18 protein-coding genes are annotated in these 19245 nt (G+C 63.5%); 11 read left to right on the forward strand and 7 right to left on the reverse strand.

Annotated features, from left to right (window positions below; translation table 11 throughout):
• Positions 1-53: 53 nt before the first annotated feature.
• The 4 genes from A1D30_RS23545 to A1D30_RS23555 form a co-directional block, all read right to left on the reverse strand.
• Positions 54-1193, reverse strand: coding sequence for a hypothetical protein (locus tag A1D30_RS23545; RefSeq protein WP_131798533.1), 1140 nt, complete (start codon positions 1191-1193; stop codon positions 54-56).
• A gap of 338 nt (positions 1194-1531) precedes the next feature.
• Positions 1532-1738: a hypothetical protein gene (locus tag A1D30_RS23550; protein ID WP_157891355.1), complete on the reverse strand. Its 207-nt coding sequence runs from the start codon at positions 1736-1738 to the stop codon at positions 1532-1534.
• Positions 1739-1986: 248 nt separating this feature from the next.
• On the reverse strand, positions 1987-2199 hold the full coding sequence (locus A1D30_RS25745) for a hypothetical protein (protein WP_131798535.1): 213 nt from the start codon (positions 2197-2199) through the stop codon (positions 1987-1989).
• 47 nt (positions 2200-2246) lie between these two features.
• Positions 2247-3509 (reverse strand): site-specific integrase, encoded by a 1263-nt coding sequence (locus A1D30_RS23555; RefSeq protein WP_063463211.1) that lies wholly within the window; start codon positions 3507-3509, stop codon positions 2247-2249.
• Positions 3510-4130: 621 nt separating this feature from the next.
• On the opposite strand from A1D30_RS23555, the gene A1D30_RS23560 reads away from it, so the two are divergent.
• The gene (locus A1D30_RS23560; protein ID WP_131798536.1) at positions 4131-4826 is read left to right on the forward strand and encodes a hypothetical protein; all 696 of its coding nucleotides are present in this window, start codon (positions 4131-4133) and stop codon (positions 4824-4826) included.
• 61 nt (positions 4827-4887) lie between these two features.
• On the opposite strand, the gene A1D30_RS23565 is transcribed toward A1D30_RS23560, so the two are convergent.
• The 3 genes from A1D30_RS23565 to A1D30_RS23575 are packed head-to-tail and all read right to left on the reverse strand — an operon-like array spanning position 4888 to position 7471.
• Complete coding sequence (locus tag A1D30_RS23565) at positions 4888-5322, reverse strand: RNA-binding S4 domain-containing protein (RefSeq protein ID WP_063463161.1); 435 nt, start codon at positions 5320-5322, stop codon at positions 4888-4890.
• Positions 5319-6791 carry a sensor histidine kinase gene (locus A1D30_RS23570; protein ID WP_199866042.1) on the reverse strand — a complete coding sequence of 491 codons (1473 nt, stop codon included), beginning with the start codon at positions 6789-6791 and terminating at the stop codon, positions 5319-5321. Before A1D30_RS23570 ends, A1D30_RS23565 begins: the two co-directional genes overlap by 4 nt.
• Positions 6788-7471 (reverse strand): response regulator transcription factor, encoded by a 684-nt coding sequence (locus A1D30_RS23575; protein WP_063463213.1) that lies wholly within the window; start codon positions 7469-7471, stop codon positions 6788-6790. The genes A1D30_RS23570 and A1D30_RS23575 overlap by 4 nt, the downstream gene beginning before the upstream one ends.
• A 243-nt stretch (positions 7472-7714) precedes the next feature.
• Between A1D30_RS23575 and A1D30_RS23580 the strand changes: the two genes are divergently transcribed.
• From A1D30_RS23580 to A1D30_RS23625, 10 genes are all read left to right on the forward strand, one after another.
• On the forward strand, positions 7715-8674 hold the full coding sequence (locus A1D30_RS23580; protein ID WP_063463214.1) for a tripartite tricarboxylate transporter substrate-binding protein: 960 nt from the start codon (positions 7715-7717) through the stop codon (positions 8672-8674).
• A gap of 81 nt (positions 8675-8755) precedes the next feature.
• Positions 8756-9274, forward strand: a complete 519-nt coding sequence (locus A1D30_RS23585) for a tripartite tricarboxylate transporter TctB family protein (RefSeq protein ID WP_063463162.1) — start codon at positions 8756-8758, stop codon at positions 9272-9274.
• A gap of 12 nt (positions 9275-9286) precedes the next feature.
• Positions 9287-10792 carry a tripartite tricarboxylate transporter permease gene (locus A1D30_RS23590; protein ID WP_063463163.1) on the forward strand — a complete coding sequence of 502 codons (1506 nt, stop codon included), beginning with the start codon at positions 9287-9289 and terminating at the stop codon, positions 10790-10792.
• Positions 10793-10984: 192 nt separating this feature from the next.
• On the forward strand, positions 10985-11740 hold the full coding sequence (locus A1D30_RS23595) for a DUF2325 domain-containing protein (RefSeq protein ID WP_063463164.1): 756 nt from the start codon (positions 10985-10987) through the stop codon (positions 11738-11740).
• A 134-nt stretch (positions 11741-11874) separates the two neighbouring features.
• Positions 11875-13386 (forward strand): sigma 54-interacting transcriptional regulator, encoded by a 1512-nt coding sequence (locus tag A1D30_RS23600; RefSeq protein ID WP_063463165.1) that lies wholly within the window; start codon positions 11875-11877, stop codon positions 13384-13386.
• A gap of 151 nt (positions 13387-13537) precedes the next feature.
• Positions 13538-14734, forward strand: coding sequence for a substrate-binding domain-containing protein (locus A1D30_RS23605; RefSeq protein WP_063463166.1), 1197 nt, complete (start codon positions 13538-13540; stop codon positions 14732-14734).
• A gap of 163 nt (positions 14735-14897) precedes the next feature.
• Positions 14898-16370 carry a PHB depolymerase family esterase gene (locus A1D30_RS23610; protein WP_063463167.1) on the forward strand — a complete coding sequence of 491 codons (1473 nt, stop codon included), beginning with the start codon at positions 14898-14900 and terminating at the stop codon, positions 16368-16370.
• Between the two features lie 247 nt (positions 16371-16617).
• Positions 16618-17388: an ABC transporter ATP-binding protein gene (locus A1D30_RS23615; RefSeq protein ID WP_063463168.1), complete on the forward strand. Its 771-nt coding sequence runs from the start codon at positions 16618-16620 to the stop codon at positions 17386-17388.
• Complete coding sequence (locus A1D30_RS23620; protein ID WP_063463169.1) at positions 17385-18128, forward strand: ABC transporter ATP-binding protein; 744 nt, start codon at positions 17385-17387, stop codon at positions 18126-18128. The genes A1D30_RS23615 and A1D30_RS23620 overlap by 4 nt, the downstream gene beginning before the upstream one ends.
• Positions 18129-18243: 115 nt before the next feature.
• Positions 18244-19230 (forward strand): branched-chain amino acid ABC transporter permease, encoded by a 987-nt coding sequence (locus A1D30_RS23625; RefSeq protein WP_063463170.1) that lies wholly within the window; start codon positions 18244-18246, stop codon positions 19228-19230.
• Positions 19231-19245: the final 15 nt, after the last annotated feature.

Raw genomic sequence — 19245 nt, forward strand, 5'->3', positions numbered from 1 at the left:
GTCGTTTGCAATTGATTGCAGGACATTGATTTGACTAACCGCGTCGGTGGGTCTCATGAGCACCCAAGCTCTTTTAGGTGCTGGGCGAGGGCCTCACCACTGAGGAAAAACGGCTTGTCGTCTTCCTCGTCTCCGTCACCTTGTGCAACTGGTTTTGTTGGGGCTACGTCAATCTTTTGCTTAGGCGGTGTGATCGGTGCTGGAGCACTGAAGCCTACGGGCTGGAGATGAAAATCAGGTGCCTTGTCGAGTCCAATGGTCACAAGGTCATGAGTGGCGCTGAGTTTCTTTGTGGCAAGGTCATCCAAGCGATAGCGAACCTGTCGAATGAAGCGTTCAATCTCGTTCAGTTTCTTCTTCAGGCTGAGGGTGTAGCCATTTTCCGGCTGGGAAACCGCCCATTTGTATTCCTCCTCAAGCTCTCTAGCGATGTCCAGTTGCAGTTCAAGCGGGGACTTGTTTTTGTACATCCTGGCTTTGATGCGTTTATCCCACTCATGCGGTAGAAACAGGCCCTTTTCCAGTGGGGCCTCTCCAAAGAAGTCAGGAATCAGAGCCGAAGGAGAAGCTGTTGATGCTTCATAGGCTCCCCATTTTTGAAGCATGGCCTTGTGAAGTGCGTCTAGGCTGGGAAACTTGACCTTATTGTTCTTGCGGAACTGCCAAATTTGATTTTGGTTCCGGGTGATCCCAATCGCTTTGAGTTTTGCAATTAACTGGCTGTCAGAGATGTATTTACCCTGCCACTTGATCTTGCGGGTGCCTTCGGCCTTTTCCAGGGCTTGGACAGCCTTGGAGGCCCATTCCAGATTGCCAATGCGGTAGCCCTTCAGGTCATCAACACGATGGACTGAGGCTTGCTTTCCTTGGAGGGGGCAAGGCCCCATATGCCAAGCGATGTTGGGCCACACATCAAGCACAGGATCGTTGCCGTAGTGCTCCTTGCGCTTAAAGCTCTTCTTGCGGTCTTTGAACCAGTTTCCCAGCTTGCGTAATCCCATGTGGGAGTGGTTGCGAAAGTCAGTGCAGGTCGCCCCCTCCTTGAGTAGCGGGATCATGCGTTGAACGCTTGTCCTGTAGGCAATGTTGGACTCATACAAGGTCACAAGCTGGTCACTGGGAGGAATGTCTTTAGGCCACTCATGGAACGGGAAAGAATGGTCTTTGTTTGAGGGTTGGAAAATGGCGGTCATGTGCTCTTATCTTTTCGGTATTAGGTGGAGACCTGTCACTACCTTTTTGCCCGTTTGCGTGTTTTCAGAAAATCTGTGTTTTTGAGGCTTTCAGGCGCTTGTCTTTGACTTTTTGGTACTTTGGGCTGTTCGATATGTACCTGTCACTTGACAGAATCCACCTGTCACTTTTTGGGCTTTTCGGTGTCCCGCCTGTCAGTTGACAGGTGCATATCGAAGTTGTTCGGAGGTTCTGGGGAGACCACAATTCAGGTGCTGGGTTTGCTCGCCCGGCGTCCCTCAATTGATGGATCGGAATTGCCCCTCGGTCAGTAATGGTCGAGGGGATTTTTTCGTCCTTATCCGGTTGCTTGCGCCTTCTTTTCTTCGTCGTGCTGTAGCTGCTGGTGCAGTTCATAGATGCACGGTATTTCGTCCCAGTCGTCGCCATCCAGCGTTTCCAGCGTGAAGCGACGATGCTTTTGCAATGGGTTTGTGCCCGGTAGCTGCCAGTCCCTCACGATCAAGCCGCTGCCTTCCAGCAATTGATTGCAAAGGCGTGCCACGATCTTTCCCTGTAGGCGGCGGGGAGGCTTTGCGGTTGGCTTATGCATTGCTTGCTTCCCCCGTGATGTAGGGAAGCATTTGGGTAGTTAGCCAATATGGTGTTGGCCTTGTGCCAGTGCCAAAGTGACCCGCTGGTTCTGGGAGTTTTCCAGCGGCACGCATTTTGTAAAGTTGCGGGGCACTGATTTGGAGAAGGGTTAGCAGGTGTCCAACTCGCAACCGTTGCGGCTGGTTGAAGTTCAACCCGTCAATGGGTAGCTTCTTTGCCTGTCCCGGCTTCTTCTTTGCCGTGGTTACGGCCTTTTGTTTTTCTGCTGTTGCGGTTCCCGCCGCCGCTTTCTTCATAAACGAAATTGCCATTTTTTGCACCTTCTAGCGTGTCTGCATTCAAATGCAAAGGCTTATGGCGCAAAAAAAGAGTGCGCGAAAAAGCCCTTGCGGCTTTCCCGGTGCACTCCATTGCGTGGGATGGTCGGATTATATCAACATCTCTACGGCAGTCAATAACTAATGACTAACCGCTTTGAGTGGGACTACATTATTTCCCTGTGCCTGCGCCAAATCTACATAATCAGCCCATTCCTGCATTAGTTTTCTGCGTTTTTCAATTTGGGTGCCGTGCATATACGCCGCTTCCACTTTGCTTTCCAACGTGTGGGCGAGGGCAGTCTCCAGGAGGTCTCGGGGGTAGGCTGTCTGCTCCCCGCCCCAGGTGCGGAAGGTTGACCGGAACCCGTGAGGCACGGCATCAAGTTGCATGCGGCGCATGACTGCGGTTAGGGTCATGTCGGACAGCACCTTGCCGCGTGGGCTTGGGAAAACGAGGTCGGTTCCTGCCGTGGGCTCAGTCGCTGCAATCAATTGCAGGGCCTGCTTTGACAGCGGCACGGTGTGCGGCTTACCTGCCTTCATGCGTTCACCGGGGATAGTCCATAGTCCCTTCTTCAGGTCGATTTCAGCCCACGTTGCCCCGCGTACCTCTCCGCTACGGCTGGCGCACAGGATGGCGAATTCAAGGGCTTTTGCCGCTGTGCCCTTCTGCTGGCGTAGGGCACTCATGAAGGTGTGCATTTCCCCGTGAGGGATTGACTTATGGTGCTCGGTCTTCTGTACCTTGCCGGGATTCTTCAGGATGGCGTCAAGGTGTCCTTTCCAGCGGGCAGGGTTCAGGCCATCGCGGTAGCCGTGGACTGTCGCCCAGTCCAGCACCTTTTCAACACGCCCGCGCAAGCGTGAGGCAGTCTCGTTTTTGCTGTCCCATAGCGCCGCATTGGCCTTGTCGGGCTGCGGTTGGTTCAGCACTTCCAACACATGCGGCAATGCAATTGATTGCACGGGCAGTTTGCCAATGATCGGATTGGCGTAGGTCTCCAGCGTGCTACGCCATTGGGCGGCGTGTTTCGCGTTCTTCCACTGGCCTTCCATGCCAGCAAGGTAGGAATCAACGCACCATGCGAAGGTCTTCAAGCTGGCTTGTTGTGCCAGCAATGCGGCCTTTGCTGCCTGCCTCTCTGCAACCGGGTCAACACCTTTGCCGATGGCTTCCCGTGTCTCTCTGGCCTTGTTGCGGGCTTCCGCAAGGGAGGTTGACGGGTAGCCCCCCAAACCGATTTCCCGGCGCTTGGTGCCCGTCCTGACACGAAGAACCCAGGTCTTCCCGCCTGTGGGTGTGACTTCAAGAATCAGGCCAGCAACACCGCCCACCGCGTGGCTACCGGGCGGAAGGTTCTTCACTTCCAGCGCTGACAGTTCCTTGGCTACCTTCGGCATGCTCTGCCCTCCCATATGCGTTCTGCAATTGATTGCAGCGGAGGGCCGTAGCCACCCGCCCAAACACCCGCCCAAAATTTTACGCTAGAGGGTAGATCTCCGTAAACGTTTGAAGATATGTTTTTGGGTATTTTGCCTTGTTTGACAACAAGTTAGCGTAACCATGGGAGATGACTGGAAATCTCCAAAAGTTCTACGGAGGCGGACTCCGTTTCCGCCAAGATAAGCCCCCAGTGCTCCTCGCACTTGGGGCTTTTTCTTTGCCCGATCCGCTCACACTCCCTGCATTGACCTGAAATTGCTCCGTGCCTGCGCATAGGTGATTCCCGCATTGCCAAGCGGTAGGGTTGCGTGCTCAATCAGAGGGTCCTAAGAGCCTTGTCCGATCCCTATGGACTCCGGACCCTGCCCGCCGCTTCGGGTGGTGGATTGGTGAAGTCCTGGAGAGTCTGGCAAGGTTTCAGCCCGCCCTGTGCGGGCTTTTTTTTGTGCTGCTGATCTCTCAGGCTGTGTTTGCCGCTGCATTCCTGCTGTGTTTCGGCACAGGCCGGTGCGGGGATGCAGGGTATTTTCATGGGCTTGTATGCTGGCGGTTGATGCATGCACCGCACAAGGGCACCCATGACTCCCCGCCGCACAGCGCACCGCCGCGAACTCTGCCTGACACCCAATGACCTGGATTTCTGCTACCTGCCACGGGTTGCGAGTTCTGTGCCCTCGCATGGCAGCGAACTGGTGTGCACTGTGGATGCGTCCCGCTTCTTTGCCAACGGAGGCCACCACATTGTTTTTGCTCTTGATTGCGAAGGCGGACAGGGCAGCTACAACCCGCACTGTGGCCCGATCTGCCGGTATGGCAAGAACCTGTGGGCCGCAGCGCGGGGGTTTATCGTTTTTGGCGATGGTGTGGTGATGGCCGAGGGGTGGAACGGGACCGCCATGCCTGCGCTGGCCACCATCGCCAATACCTCGGGTGCAGTGTTCGATCCGGGGCAGCACCCGGTTTTTACGCTGCGCATTGTGGCGGGCTATCGGCGGGGTGCTTTGGCCAACCGCATGGGGGTCGAGATTCGCGCAGGCGGTTCGGCAGAAGGCGCGCTGCTTTTCGCGGGGGGCATTGAAGGGCCGGAGTGGGGCGGGGACTGGACGGGAGGCTCCAAGGCGGCCATGGGGGGCATCGCGTCGGGTTTTGTGCCTCCTGCAGCCACCGGGTGCGTGGAAGAGCTGCTGCCGCGCAGTGCACCCCATGCGGTGTTGGTGATGTCCCGGTTCAGGCTGCGGATGCGTCCGCTGAACCGGGTTCCACTTGGCCCGTGAGAGAGGCCCCGCCCACTGCGCAGTCCGCAATGCGGTGGCACGCGCCTTTTTGCCCTCCCGCTCACTCGTCGATCGAGGCACTCCAGCGGCTTCCCCAGTCGCCGCTGCCGGGGCGGCTGACCTTGTCGATCTCGCGCCGGTCGCGTTTGGTGGGTCGGCCTTCTTGCAGGGTGGCGGCGGGCTCGGGGGCCAGGCGGCGCAGCTCGGCGGCTTTTTCACGCGTGGCGATGCTGTCGGCGGTCTCCTCGTAGAGTTGTTGCGCGACAGGTGCCGGGCCGCGCGCGCCGCTCAGGCCCAGGACACGCACGGTGCGCGCCACGGGCCCCTGGCGCAATGCCACGGTGTCGCCGCAGCGCAAATCGCGTGCGGGTTTGGCCAACTGGCCGTTGACGGTGACCCGGCCCTTGCCGATTTCATCGGTGGCGAGGCTGCGGGTCTTGTAGAAGCGGGCGCACCAGAGCCACTTGTCCAGGCGCATTGTCTCCAGGGTGTTCATGGGCGTGATTGTGCCGCTTGTGCTTCGGGCGGGCCATCGGCCGCAGCGGTGGGCAGCGGCAGGCGCACCACGGCGTCCAGGCCTGCCACCCGGTGGCCCGCGATGCGGTTGGTGAGCGTGATGCTGCCCTCCAGCGCCTGCACGATTTCGCGGCAGATGGCCAAGCCCAAGCCGCTGCCGGTGCGCACGTCGCCCGCCGAGAAGGGCTGGAACAGCCGGGCGGCAAGCTCATCGTCGATGCCGGGGCCGTGGTCGCTGATGGCGAGCGCCACATGCCGTCCGTCGCTGCGCAGGTCCACCGTGAGTTCGCTGCCTGGTGGCGCATGGCGCACGGCGTTGTGCAGCAGGTTGCGGCTCAGTTCTCGCAGCATCCATTCGTGGGACTGCACCAGCGCGGGCTCGGTGTGGATGCCGAAGTCCAGGTCGCGCTGGGCGATCAGCGGCGAAATTTCCAGCGCCACGGCGCGCAGGATGTCATCGAAGCGGGTGGCGGGCGGGGCGCTTTGCTGGCGCAACTGCTCCACCTTGGCCAGGGCCAGCATCTGGTTGGCCAGTTGCGTGGCGCGGTCCACGGTGTCGCTGATCTCGTGCAGGGCCTGGTGCGGCTCCACATCGCCGCGCAGGGCCGACTGCACCTGGGTCTTGAGCACGGCCAAGGGCGTGCGCAGCTGGTGCGATGCATCGCGCACAAAACGCTTCTGGTGCCGCAGCAGGTGGCGCAGGCGCTGCATGACCTCATTGGTGGCGTCCACCAGCGGCTGCAGCTCGCGCGGGGCCGTGGGGGCGGCGATGGGGCTCAGGTCGCCCTCGCGCCGGGCCTGCAACTGCTGGCTGAGCTGGCGCACCGGCCGGGTGGCGCGCTGCACCACCAGCACCACGGTGAAGGCGATCACAGCGATCAGCAGCGCCTGGCGCAGCAGCGTGTTCCACAGGATCTGCAGGGCCAGGGTTTCGCGCACTTCCAGTGTTTCGGCCACCTGGATCACGGCCATGGCCCGGCCTTGCGAACTGGCCACGGGCTGCAGCAGCACGGCCACACGCACATCGCGGTCACGGAACTGGTCGTCGTAGAAGTCCACCAGGGCTGCATAGGGCGGTTTGTCGGGGATGCTGCCACGCCACACCGGCAGGTCTTCAAAGCCCGACACCATCTCGCCGCTCAGCGTGGAGACGCGGTAGAACATCTGGCTCTGGTTGTCGGCCTCAAAGGCCTCCAGGGCCGAATAGGGCACGATGGCGCGCAGCTGGGCTGCGTCATCGAAGCCCTTCACATCCAGCTGCTCGCTGATGCTCTTGGCCGATGCCAGCAGGGTGCGGTCGTACGCGGTGTTGAGCGATGCCAGCGTCTGGCGGTACAGGCTCCAGGTGTTGAAGCCGATGAACAGCGCCACCGGCAGCAGGATGCCCAGCAGCAGGCGCCGCCGCAGCGAGTGGTGGCGCGCCACATTCTGGGTCGTGCCCGGGTTCATGCGTCGGCCCGCAGCAAATAGCCCAGGCCACGCAGTGTCATCAGGGTCAGGCCCGTGCCCGCCAGCTTCTTGCGCAGCCGGTACACCACCACCTCAATGGCTTCGTACTGCACGTCCAGCTGACCGGGGAACACCAGTTCGTACAGCCGCTCCTTGGTCACGGCGTGGCCGGGTTGTGCCAACAGCGCGTGCATCAGCGCCAGCTCGCGGGGGGTGAGTTCCATCACCTCGCCGTTCAGGTAGAGCGCGCCACTGTCCTTGTCGTAGCGGATGGCCCCGATCTGCAGGGTGCTGGGTGCCAGGGGCGCCACGGTGGGGTCGGCACTGCGCCGCACCAGGGCGCGCAGGCGGGCTTCCAGCTCGTCCAGGTCAAAGGGCTTGGGCAGGTAGTCGTCGGCGCCCGCGTTCAGGCCCATCACGCGGTCGCCCACCGTGCCCCGCGCGGTCAGGATCAGCACGGGGGTGCGCAGGCCCCGGTTGCGCGCCTGCTGCAGCACCTGCAGGCCATCCAGGCCGGGCAGGGTCAGGTCCAGGATGATGGCGTCGGGTTGCAGGGCGGCCCATTGGGTGAGGGCTGCACGGCCGTCGCCAACCGCCGTGACCTCCATGCCCCGGCGCGTCAGTGCGCGGTGCAGCGTGGCCTGCATGGTGGGGTCGTCTTCTACAAGGAGCAATTGCATGCGCGGGACCATATCACTCCCAAGCAGGCTGCGCGCGCGGCACTGCACTGCACCGCCGCAGGGCTGCTCGCCGTTTGCTGCGGTTCAAGACGCGTCCGGCCCAGGGCCAGCGCCCCCGCGCAAGGGCCGCCCCGCCGCGACTCAGTGGCTCCAAATGCTAGTGTTTTCCCTGAGTCTGAGGACAGCCGTTTGACAGGCAGCGCGCGCATCATCGGGCAGTCCGAAAACCAATCAGGAGACTCCATGCGTCGCGATACCTTTCTGAAATCACTGGCAGCCATGGCTGCTGCGGGTGTGTTGCCCGTCTCGGCCCAGACGGCGTCTGCCATCAAGATGATGATCCCCGCCAACCCCGGCGGTGGCTGGGACACCACCGGCCGTGCGCTGGGCAAGGCCATGCAGGACGCAGGCGCAGCGGCGTCGGTGTCTTATGACAACAAGGGTGGTGCGGCCGGTGCGATTGGCCTGGCGCAGTTCGTCAACGCCAGCAAGGGCGATGCGAACGCGATGATGGTGATGGGCGCCGTGATGCTGGGCGGCATCATCACCGGCAAGCCTCCTGTGGGCCTGGACAAGGTCACGCCCCTGGCGCGCCTGACCAGCGAATACAACGTTTTTGTGCTGCCCGCCAACTCGCCCTTCAAGACCATGAAGGACGTGATCGACCAGCTCAAGAAAGACCCCGGCAGCGTGAAGTGGGGTGGTGGTTCGCGTGGCTCCACCGAACACATCGCCGCCGCCATGATTGCGCGTGAAGTGGGCGTGGACCCTGCCAAGATCAACTACGTGGCCTTCCGTGGGGGCGGTGAGGCCACCGCCGCCATCCTGGGCGGCAACGTCACCGTGGGCGGCAGCGGCTACAGCGAGTTTGCCGAGTACATCACCGCCGGCAAGATGCGCCCCGTGGGTGTGACCTCGGGCACCCGCCTCAAGGGTGTGAACGTGCCCACGCTCAAGGAGCAGGGCATCAACGTGGAGATCGGCAACTGGCGCGGCGTGTATGGCGCCCCCGGCATCACGCCCGAGCAGCGCAAGACCCTGATCGACGCGCTGACCAAGACCTACAAGCACAAGGCCTGGCAGGACGCGATGGAAAAGAACGGCTGGACCCCCGCATGGATGGCGGGCGACGAGTTCGCCAACTTCGTGGACAGCGAATTCGCCAGCATGCGCGCCACGATGGCCAAGTCCGGGATGATCTGATCGGGAGCAAGGCTCGGCTGCCGCACTGCCCACAGGGCAGGGGTGGCGGCCTTGCCTGCTGGTTGGTGCGAAGGAAAAAACATGACACAACAACATTCATCGCGCTCCAAGCCCCTGCAGACCCTGGTGGGTTCGGGCCTGGTGCTGCTCTCGCTGGGCCTGGCCTGGGGGGCCAGCTCCGTCAGCTCCGAGGCGGGCTACGGCGGCGTAGGCCCCAACTTCTTCCCCTGGGTGGTCAGCATCGCTTTGCTGATCTGCGGCGTGCTCTGTGTGGTGCACGCGCTCACGGGCGGTTTTCGCGAACTGGAAGACGGTTCGGGTGACCCAAGCGCCCACTGGAAGGGCTTCATCTGGGTGTCGGCCGGGCTGCTGCTCAATGCGCTGCTCATCACCACGCTGGGCTTCATCCTGAGCTGCGCGCTGTGTTTTGTGCTCTCGGTGCGCGGCTTCAAAAGCTCCGAAGGCGAGCTGGACCTGCGCCTGCAGGCCTGGATCAAGGATTCCTTCATCGGCCTCGCAGTGGCGGCGCCGGTGTACTGGATGTTTACGAAATTGCTGGCCATCAACCTGCCCGGCCTCACCAACACGGGGTGGCTGTAAGGCCTGCACACCATGGAAACCTTAAATCTCCTCATGCAGGGTTTTGCCACCGCGGCAACACCCATCAACCTGCTGTGGGCCTTTGTGGGCTGCATGATCGGCACCGCCGTGGGCGTGTTGCCCGGCATCGGCCCGGCCGTGGCCGTGGCCATGCTGCTGCCCATCACCGTGAAGGTCGAGGCCACGGCCTCGATGATCTTCTTTGCGGGCATCTACTACGGCGCCATGTACGGCGGCTCCACCACCTCCATCCTGCTGAACACGCCCGGTGAGGCGGGCTCCATGGTCACGGCCATGGAGGGCAACAAGATGGCCAAGAACGGCCGCGCTGGCGCCGCGCTGGCCACGGCCGCCATCGGCTCGTTTGTGGCGGGCACCATTGCCACCGTGCTGGTCACCTTCTTTGCGCCGCTGGTCGCCGAATACGCCGTGCGCCTGGGTCCGCCCGAATATTTCATGCTGATGGTGCTGGCCTTCACCACCGTGAGCGCGGTGCTGGGCAAGAGCACACTGCGTGGCATGGTGGCCCTGTTTGTCGGCCTGGCCATGGGCCTCATCGGCATCGACCAGCTCACCGGCCAGGCCCGCTACACCGGTGGCGTGCCCGAGCTGATGGACGGCATTGAGGTCGTGCTCATCGCCGTGGGCCTGTTTGCCGTGGGCGAGGCGCTGTACAACGTGATGTACGAAGGCAAGACCGACGAAACCCAGAACCGCCTGACCAGCACCCACATGACCAAGGAAGAGTGGAAGCGCTCCTGGCCCGCGTGGCTGCGCGCCACGTTCATCGGTTTTCCGTTTGGCACCGTGCCTGCGGGCGGCAGCGAGATCCCGACCTTCCTGAGCTACGCGGCCGAGAAGAAGCTGAGCAAGAACAAGGAAGAGTTCGGCACCACTGGCGCCATCGAAGGCGTGGCGGGCCCCGAGGCGGCCAACAACGCGGCCATCACGGCCACGCTGATCCCGCTGCTCACGCTGGGCATCCCGACATCCAACACCACGGCCATCCTGCTGGGCGCGTTTCAGAACTACGGCATCCAGCCCGGCCCGCAGCTGTTTGACACCAACGGTGCGCTGGTGTGGGCGCTGATCGCGTCGATGTACATCGGCAACGTGATGCTGCTCATCCTGAACCTGCCGCTGGTGGGCCTGTGGGTGAAGCTGCTGAACATCCCCAAGTCGTACCTGTACGCGGGCATTCTGGTGTTCTCCACGCTGGGCGTGTATGGCATGCGCCAGAGCGCGTTCGACCTGGTGCTGCTGTACGCGATTGGCCTTCTGGGCGTGGTGATGCGCCGCTTCGACTTCCCGGCCGCGCCGGTGGTGGTGGGCATGATCCTGGGCCCGCTGGCCGAGGCGCAGATGCGCAACGCCGTGGCGATTGGCGAAGGCAAATGGACCATCTTCCTGGAGCGCCCCGGCTCGGTGACCCTGATCGTCATCGTGCTGGCCGTGCTGATCGTGCCGCGCCTGCTGCGCCGCTGGGCAGCACGCAAGATGGCGCTGGCACAAACCTGAGCCTGACGGCCTTCGCCAACAAAAAAACCGCGCCTTTCAGCGCGGTTTTTTTATGGGTCAGCGGCAATGTCATCACAAGCCAGACACCCAAGGCCCTGACGCCCTTCGATGCCCTCCCCACCAGGATGGCTTGCTCAACGGGGGCCGATTCTACCATAAAATGCGAATAGTTCTTATTTGCAAGGATGGTGCATGGTCACACTTCCGCAGGAGTTTCTGGCGCTGTGCCGCCAACTGGGGGATGCACAGCAGCGCTGCAGCGCCGCCATGCAGGCACAGGCCCGGCAGATCGAGGCCCTGACGGCCGAGGTGGTGCGCCTGCGCGGTGCCGTCATCGTGCGCGATACCCGCCTGGCGCTGGCACGGGACGAGCTGGAGCAACTGCGCGCCGCCAGCCCCGGCCTGCCACGCCGCCAGGCCATGGCGCGGCACATCGGCCTGCTGGCCGAGCGCATCACGACCTTGTCGCGGGAGTGCCTGCGCTGGCGCCAGGCGGCGGGGCAGGACGCTGCGGCCAGTGCGCCCCGGCAGGGCGACGGCGCTGCGCTGCTGGCCACGGCGTCTTCCGCGCAGACTCCACAGATGCCGCTGATGCCACCGGTGCCGATGGAGCCGATGGAGCCGATAGAGCCGCACGCCAGCGGCCATCTCCCGCCGCATGCGCATGCGCAGGCCGGGGAGGGCGACGCGATCGGTAGCGCAGACCTGGATGCCAGCCTGGCCGCCGCCGACCTGGTGATCTGCCAGACGGGCTGCATCAGCCACGACGACTACTGGCGCGTGCAGGACCACTGCCGCCGCACGGGCAAGCCCTGCATCCTGGTCGATCAGCCCTTGGCCGTGCGCGAGGCGCAGGCGCTGGCCGCCCTCCGGCCCATGGTGGTGCTGCGCGTGGCCTCAGCCGCCCTGCCTGCGGCGTCCGCACAGCCTGAAGATGCAGAAATCTGAATAAAAATGGCCGTTACCGCGCGATGGTATTGCCTTAATAGCTATCAAAATAATAGCTATTGAGGTGCTGGAGGCAGCCTTTGCCCGCGTGCGCAGGCGGGCGCCGGCCGCCAGCGCCGCGCTACCATCCGCAGATGCCCTTGCTTGTTGACGACGCCCCCGCCCTGCCGCTGGATGCCCAGGGCATCCTCGAACTGGCGGCACGCTCCATGTTCCAGCTGTTCTCCAGCGTCAGCCAGGGCATGTTCCTGGTGGACCTGAGCGGGCGCATCGTCTGGGTGAACGAGGGCTATCAGCGCTTTCTGCCCGACCTGGGCTTCTCGTCGCTGGACCAGTTCCTGGGACGCATGGTGGAGGAGGTGATCCCCAACACCGGCATGCGCCGCGTGCTGGAGACGGGCAACCCGGTGCTGATCGACCTGCTCACCAACAAGGCGGGCACCTTTGTGGTCAGCCGCATCCCGCTGCGCGACGATGCGGGCAGCGTCATCGGCGCCATTGGCATCGTGCTGTTCGACCACCCCGAAACCACACTCCAGCCCCTCATCAGCAAGTTTGCGCTGCTGCAGCGCGACCTGGACGACGCACGGCGCGAGTTGGCCAGCCAGCGCCGCCGCAGCCTGGCGGTGGCGGGCGATGGCGAGCGGCGGTCCAAGTACACCTTTGCCAGCTTCATTGGATCGAGCCCCGCTGCGGCCGAAGTCAAGCGCCAGGCGCGGCGTGCGGCGCAGTCCACCAGCCCCGTGCTGCTGCTGGGCGAAACCGGTACCGGCAAAGAGCTGCTGGCCCACGCGATTCACGCCGCATCGAGCCGCGCCAGCGGCCCGTTTGTGAGCGTGAACATCGCCGCCGTGCCTGACACGCTGCTCGAAGCCGAGTTCTTTGGCGTCGCTCCCGGCGCCTACACCGGCGCCGACCGCAAGGGCCGCGACGGCAAGTTCAAGCTGGCCGATGGCGGCACGCTGTTCCTCGACGAAATCGGCGACATGCCGCAGAGCCTGCAGGCCAAGCTGCTGCGCGCGCTGCAAGAGGGCGAGATCGAGCCGCTGGGCAGCAACAAGCTCGTGCCCTTCAACGTGCGCATCCTGGCCGCCACCTCGCGCGACCTGGCCACGCTGGTGCGCGAAGGCAAGTTCCGCGAGGACTTGTTCTACCGCCTGCATGTGCTGCCCGTGCGCGTGCCGCCGCTGCGTGTGCGGCGCGGTGACATCCCCGCGCTGGTCGAAGCCCTGGGCGAAGACCTGGCGCTGCGCAACGGCACGCCGCCGCCCGAGCTGCTGCCCGACGCCATGGCCCTGCTGGCGGGCCAGCCCTGGCGCGGCAACATCCGCGAGCTGCGCAATGTGCTGGAGCAGGCGGTGATGCGCGGCGAAGGCCAGTCCATCGACGCCGCGCAGCTGGAGCGCATCCTGCGCGAGGCGGGCGTGGAGCCCGCCGCCCCCGCCCCGGTGCAGGACCCGGGCCACGCCGCCGACGCCGAAGACGAAAGCCGCTACCTGCGTCCCCTGGCCGAACAGGTGGCCGAGCTGGAGCGCAAGGCCATTGCCGCCACGCTGAAAGCCCATGGCGGCAACAAGCTGGCCACCGCGCGGCAACTGGGCATCTCGCGCGCCACGCTGTATGGACGTCTGGAAAACCCTGAATAAATTTCAGGCAGATGTCCGAAATTCAGTCAAATCAACTGCATTAATTTCAGACACTGCTTCTGAGGTGTTAGCAGAAGTTTCATACAAATCAACAGCTTGCGAGCTGGCACAAACTGTGCAATGTTCAGGCATCACAACAGGAGACATCGCTATGCACCGTCGCTCACTGATCGCCCTTGCCACCCTGGCCGCTACCGCACTGGCCTCGCCCCTGGCGCAAGCCCAGGGCAAGGACATCAAGATCGCCATCATCGCCAGCAAGACGGGCCCGCTGGAAGCCTATGCAAAGCAGACCATCGTGGGTTTTCACATGGGCTTGAACTACGCCACCGGCGGCACCATGACGGTGGCCGGGCGCAAGCTGGTCGTGCTGGAGAAGGACGACCAGGGCAAGCCCGACGTGGGCAAGGCCGCGCTGGCCGCAGCCTACGCCGATGAAAAGGTGGACATCGCCGTCGGTCCCACAGCCTCGCCCGTGGCGCTCGCTATGCTGCCCGTGGCCGAGGAATACAAGAAGATCCTGCTGGTGGAGCCCGCCGTGGCCGACAGCATCACCGGAGACAAGTGGAACAAGTACATCTTCCGTACGGGCCGCAACTCCAGCCAGGACGCCGCAGCCAATGCCGTCGCACTGGACCAGCCCGGCAACGTGATCGCCGTGCTGGCCAACGACAACGCCTTCGGCCGCGACGGTGTGAAGGCCGCCAAGAGTTTCACCAAGAAGGCCAAGATCGTCCACGAGGAATACCTGCCTGTGGGCACTACCGACTTCACGGCCGGCTTGCAGCGCATCATTGACAAGCTCAAGGACCAGCCGGGCAACAAGTACCTGTCGGTAGCCTGGTCTGGCGCCCCGGCGCCGTTCGCCAAGATCGCTGATCTGGAGCTGGAAAAACGCTACGGCATCAAGCTCGCCACGGGCGGCAACATCCTGCCCGCCATGGTGGCCTACAAGAGTTTCCCCGGCATGGAAGGCGCGCTGTATTACTACTTCGGCATTCCCAAGAATCCGGTGAACGATGCCATGGTGGCCCAGCACTACAAGGAGTTCAAGGCGCCGCCGGACTTCTTCACCGCTGGTGGCTTCTCCGCCGCCATGGCCATCGTGACGGCGCTCAACAAGACCGCTGGCGACACCAATACCAACAAGCTCATCAGCACCATGGAAGGCATGAGCTTTGACACGCCCAAAGGCAAGATGACCTTCCGCAAGGAAGACCACCAGGCCATGCAGAGCATGTTCCACTTCAAGATCAAGAACGACCCCGCCTTCGCCTGGGGCGTGCCCGAGCTGGTCCGCGAGATCAAGCCCGAGGAAATGGATATCCCGATTACCAACAAGCGGTAAGCGGTTAGCGAGGCCCGTCGGACAGGACCACCGTCCTGCTCCTTCGGGGTCCATCCCGCAGGGGCGGCCGCCCCTTTTTTTTCCAGTGAATTGATGCATGAACCCCCGGATTACACGGGGGCTGGGTCGGTTTTTCTCAAAAATTATTTGGAGACAAGACAACATGGCTTTCAATTTCATCCGGGCGGCTGCAGCAGGGGCTGCGATGGCACTGTGTGGCACGGGCGGCGCCCTGGCCGCCGTCAACTTGCCAGCACTCAAGATCGACAAGACACAGACGACGGTATCGGGCCTGTCCTCGGGCGGCTTCATGGCGGTGCAGCTGCACGTGGCTTACTCGGCCACGTTCGCCAAGGGCGCAGGCGTGGTCGCGGGCGGCCCGTTCTATTGCGCTGAAGGCTCGGTCGTCAACGCCACCGGGCGTTGCATGGCCAGCCCTGCGGGCATCCCCACCAGCACGCTGGTCAGCACCACCAGCACCTGGGCCAGCCAGGGCACCATCGACCCGGTGGCCAACCTGCAAAACTCCAAGGTCTACCTGTTCTCGGGCACGCTCGACAGCGTGGTCAAGACCGGCGCCATGGACGCGCTGCGCACCTACTACAACAGCTTCGTGCCCACCGCCAACGTGGTCTACAAGAAGGACATCGCGGCCGAACACGCGATGGTGACGGACGACTACGGCAACGGCTGCTCTACCAAGGGTGCGCCCTACATCAGTGACTGCAACTTCGACCTGGCTGGGGCCATGCTGCAGCACCTGTACGGCACGTTGAACGCTCGCAACAACGCCACGCTGCCCACCGGCAACTACATCGAGTTCAACCAGAGCGAATTCATCACCAACCACGGCATGGCCACCACCGGCTGGGCCTATGTGCCCCAGGCTTGCCAGGCGGGCGGCAGCGCCACTTGCAAGCTGCACGTGGTGCTGCATGGCTGCAAGCAGAACGTGAACGACGTGCAGCAGCAGTACGTGCGCAACACCGGCTACAACCGCTGGGCCGACAGCAACAACATCGTGATGCTGTACCCGCAGACCAGCCTGGCCGCCACCAACAGCTGCTGGGACTGGTGGGGCTATGACAGCGCCAACTACTCCAAGAAGTCCGGCCCGCAGATGGCTGCCATCAAGGCCATGGTGGACCGCGTCTCCAGCGGAACGGGTGGCACCACGCCCCCGGCGGCCCTGCCTGCCCCCACGGGCGTGAGCACCTCGGGCGCCACGGCCAGCAGCATGGCCGTGGGCTGGGCTGCCGTCAGCGGCGCCGCCAGCTACAACGTGTACCGCAACGCCAACAAGGTCAACGCGCTGCCCGTCACGGCCACCAGCTACACCGACACCGGCCTGGCCGCGTCCACCACCTACAGCTGGACGGTGCGCGCGGCCGATGCCAACGGGGCCGAGGGCGCCACATCGGCCGCCGCCTCGGGGACCACGCTGGCGGGCTCGGGCGGCACCGCCACCTGCACCACCGCCAGCAACTATGCCCACACGCTGGCCGGGCGCGCCTATGCCGCCGGGGGCTACACCTATGCGCTGGGCTCCAACCAGAACATGGGCCTGTGGAACGTGTTTGTGACCAACACATTGAAGCAGACCAGCACCAACTACTACGTGATTGGCACCTGCTGAAATATGTACAACCCCCTGAGCCGCTTCGCGTCTTCCCCCTTCTCTCGAATGGCTGCGCCATTCGGGAAGGGGGACACCGCCAGCGCGGCGGGGCGGCCCTTGCGCGGCGGTCGCTGGCTTCGACCGTGCCAGTTGCGGAGACTGTTGACGATGGAAACCCAGTGAAGGCCTTGGCACCCCGCCGCAGGGCAGGGTTGCCGGGCTCTTTGAATGAAATGACTCAGACCGTGAAAGTGAACCACCACCCATGAGCACCTTGGCCACCAAGGACTTGACCATCCGCTTCGGCGGCCACGTGGCGGTCAATGCTGTGACCTGCTCTTTCGAGCCCGGCACGCTGACCGCCATCGTGGGCCCCAACGGTGCGGGCAAGACCACGTACTTCAACCTGATCTCCGGGCAACTCAAGGCCAGCAGTGGCAGCGTCACGCTGGGCGGGCAGGACCTCACGGGTCTGTCCGTCTCGGCGCGCACGCATGCGGGCCTGGGCCGGGCATTCCAGCTCACCAACCTGTTCCCCAACCTCAGCGTGCTCGAAAACGTGCGCTTGGCCGTGCAGGCCACGCAAGAGGGCAAGCACCGCCGGGGCCTGAACCTGTGGAGCATCTGGAGCGACCACACCGCGCTCACCCAGCGTGCCCGTGTGATCTTGCAGGCCGTGGCCATGACCGACCGTGCCGACACCCCCGTGGCCAGCCTGCCGCATGGTGACCAGCGCAAGCTCGAAGTGGCGCTGCTTATGGCGCTGGAGCCACAGGTCTACATGTTCGACGAGCCCACCGCTGGCATGAGCCACGACGAGGCGCCCGTGATCTTGAACCTGATCCGTGAGCTGAAGAAGGACAAGACCAAGATCATCCTCTTGGTGGAGCACAAGATGGATGTGGTGCGCGAGCTGGCCGACCGCATCATCGTGCTGACCAACGGCACGCTGGTGGCCGACGGCCCACCGGCCGAGGTGATTGCATCGCCCGTGGTGCAAGAGGCCTACCTGGGTGTGACCAAGGAGGCCGCATGAGCACCAGCAACACAACCCCTCCCAACCTGCTCGAACTCAAGGGCGTGCACACGCACATCGGTGCGTACCACATCCTGCACGGCGTGGATCTGGCCGTGCCCAAGGGCCAGCTCACCATGCTGCTGGGCCGCAACGGCGCGGGCAAGACGACCACGCTGCGCACCATCATGGGCCTGTGGCATGCATCGCAGGGCTCCATCCACTTCGGTGGCAAGGACATCACGGCCATGAACACCCCCGCCATCGCGGGCCTGAACATCGCCTACGTGCCCGAGAACATGGGCATCTTTGCCGACCTCACGGTGAAGGAAAACATGCTGCTGGCCGCCCGCAGCGCGCGCAATGCCACGCAGATGGATGAGGCGCGGCTGCAGTGGATCTTCAAGCTCTTCCCGGCGGTGGAGAAGTTCTGGAACCACCCCGCAGGCAAGCTCAGCGGCGGCCAGAAGCAGATGGTGGCCGTGAGCCGCGCCATCGTCGAGCCGCGCGATCTGCTCATCGTGGACGAGCCCAGCAAGGGCCTCGCGCCCGCCATCATCAACAACATGATCGATGCGTTCGACCAGCTCAAGAAGAGCGGCGTGACCATCTTGCTGGTGGAGCAGAACATCAACTTTGCCAAGCGGCTGGGCGACACCGTGGCCGTGATGGACAACGGCCAGGTGGTGCATGCAGGCAGCATGGCCGCGCTGGCGGCGGACGAGGAACTGCAGCGCTCGCTGCTGGGGCTGGCGCTATGAGTTTCACCCTTGGTTTCAAGCTTTTTAGGCCGTCTGCGCGCGTCCATCAAGCGGTTATAGCTATCAAAAACATAGTGATGGCACATCCCCCCACCCCCCAACAAGGAGGCCTGGCATGAGCATGGCCCGCGACTTCGACTGGAAACCCCTGGCCCTGGTGCCCGCGCTGGCGCTGCTGGTGCTGCCCTTCATCGGCTCGCCCAGCACCTGGCTCACGCTCACGGTGGCGGGGCTGGCCATGGGCATGATCATCTTCATCATCGCCTCGGGCCTCACGCTGGTGTTCGGCCTCATGGACGTGCTGAACTTCGGCCACGGCGTGTTCATTGCGCTGGGTGCCTTTGTGGCCACCAGCGTGCTGGGCGCCATGGGCGACTACACACAAAGCGCTGACCTGTGGCGCAACCTGATGGCCGTGCTGCCCGCCATGCTGGTGGCCATGGCCGTGGCCGGGGCCGTGGGCCTGGCGTTCGAGCGCTTCATCGTGCGGCCCGTGTACGGCCAGCACCTCAAGCAGATCCTCATCACCATGGGCGGGATGATCATTGGTGAGGAATTCATCAAGGTCATCTGGGGCCCGCAGCAGATCCCGCTGCCGCTGCCCGAAGGCATGCGTGGCTCGCTGCTGGTGGGCGATGCCGCTATCGAAAAATACCGCCTCTTGGCCATGGCAGTGGGGCTGCTGGTGTTCGGCGTGCTGGCCTGGACACTGTCGCGCACCAAGGTCGGCCTGCTCATCCGCGCTGGTGTGCAAGACCGCGAGATGGTCGAAAGCCTGGGCTACCGTATCCGCCGCCTGTTCATTGGCGTGTTTGTGGTGGGATCGGCCCTGGCGGGCCTGGGTGGCGTGATGTGGGGCCTGTACCAGCAAAGTGTGGTGCCCCAGATGGGCGCGCAGGTCAATGTGCTGATCTTCATCGTCATCATCATCGGCGGCCTGGGCAGCACGGGCGGCGCGCTCATCGGTGCGCTGCTGGTGGGGCTGATGGCCAACTACACCGGCTTCCTGGTGCCCAAGGTGGCGCTGTTCTCCAACATTACCCTCATGGTCGCGATCCTGCTGTGGCGCCCGCAAGGCGTCTACCCGGTTGCCAACCGCTGATGAGGAGTCCCACAA

This window comes from Acidovorax sp. GW101-3H11, assembly GCF_001633105.1.
GTDB lineage: Bacteria > Pseudomonadota > Gammaproteobacteria > Burkholderiales > Burkholderiaceae_C > Acidovorax.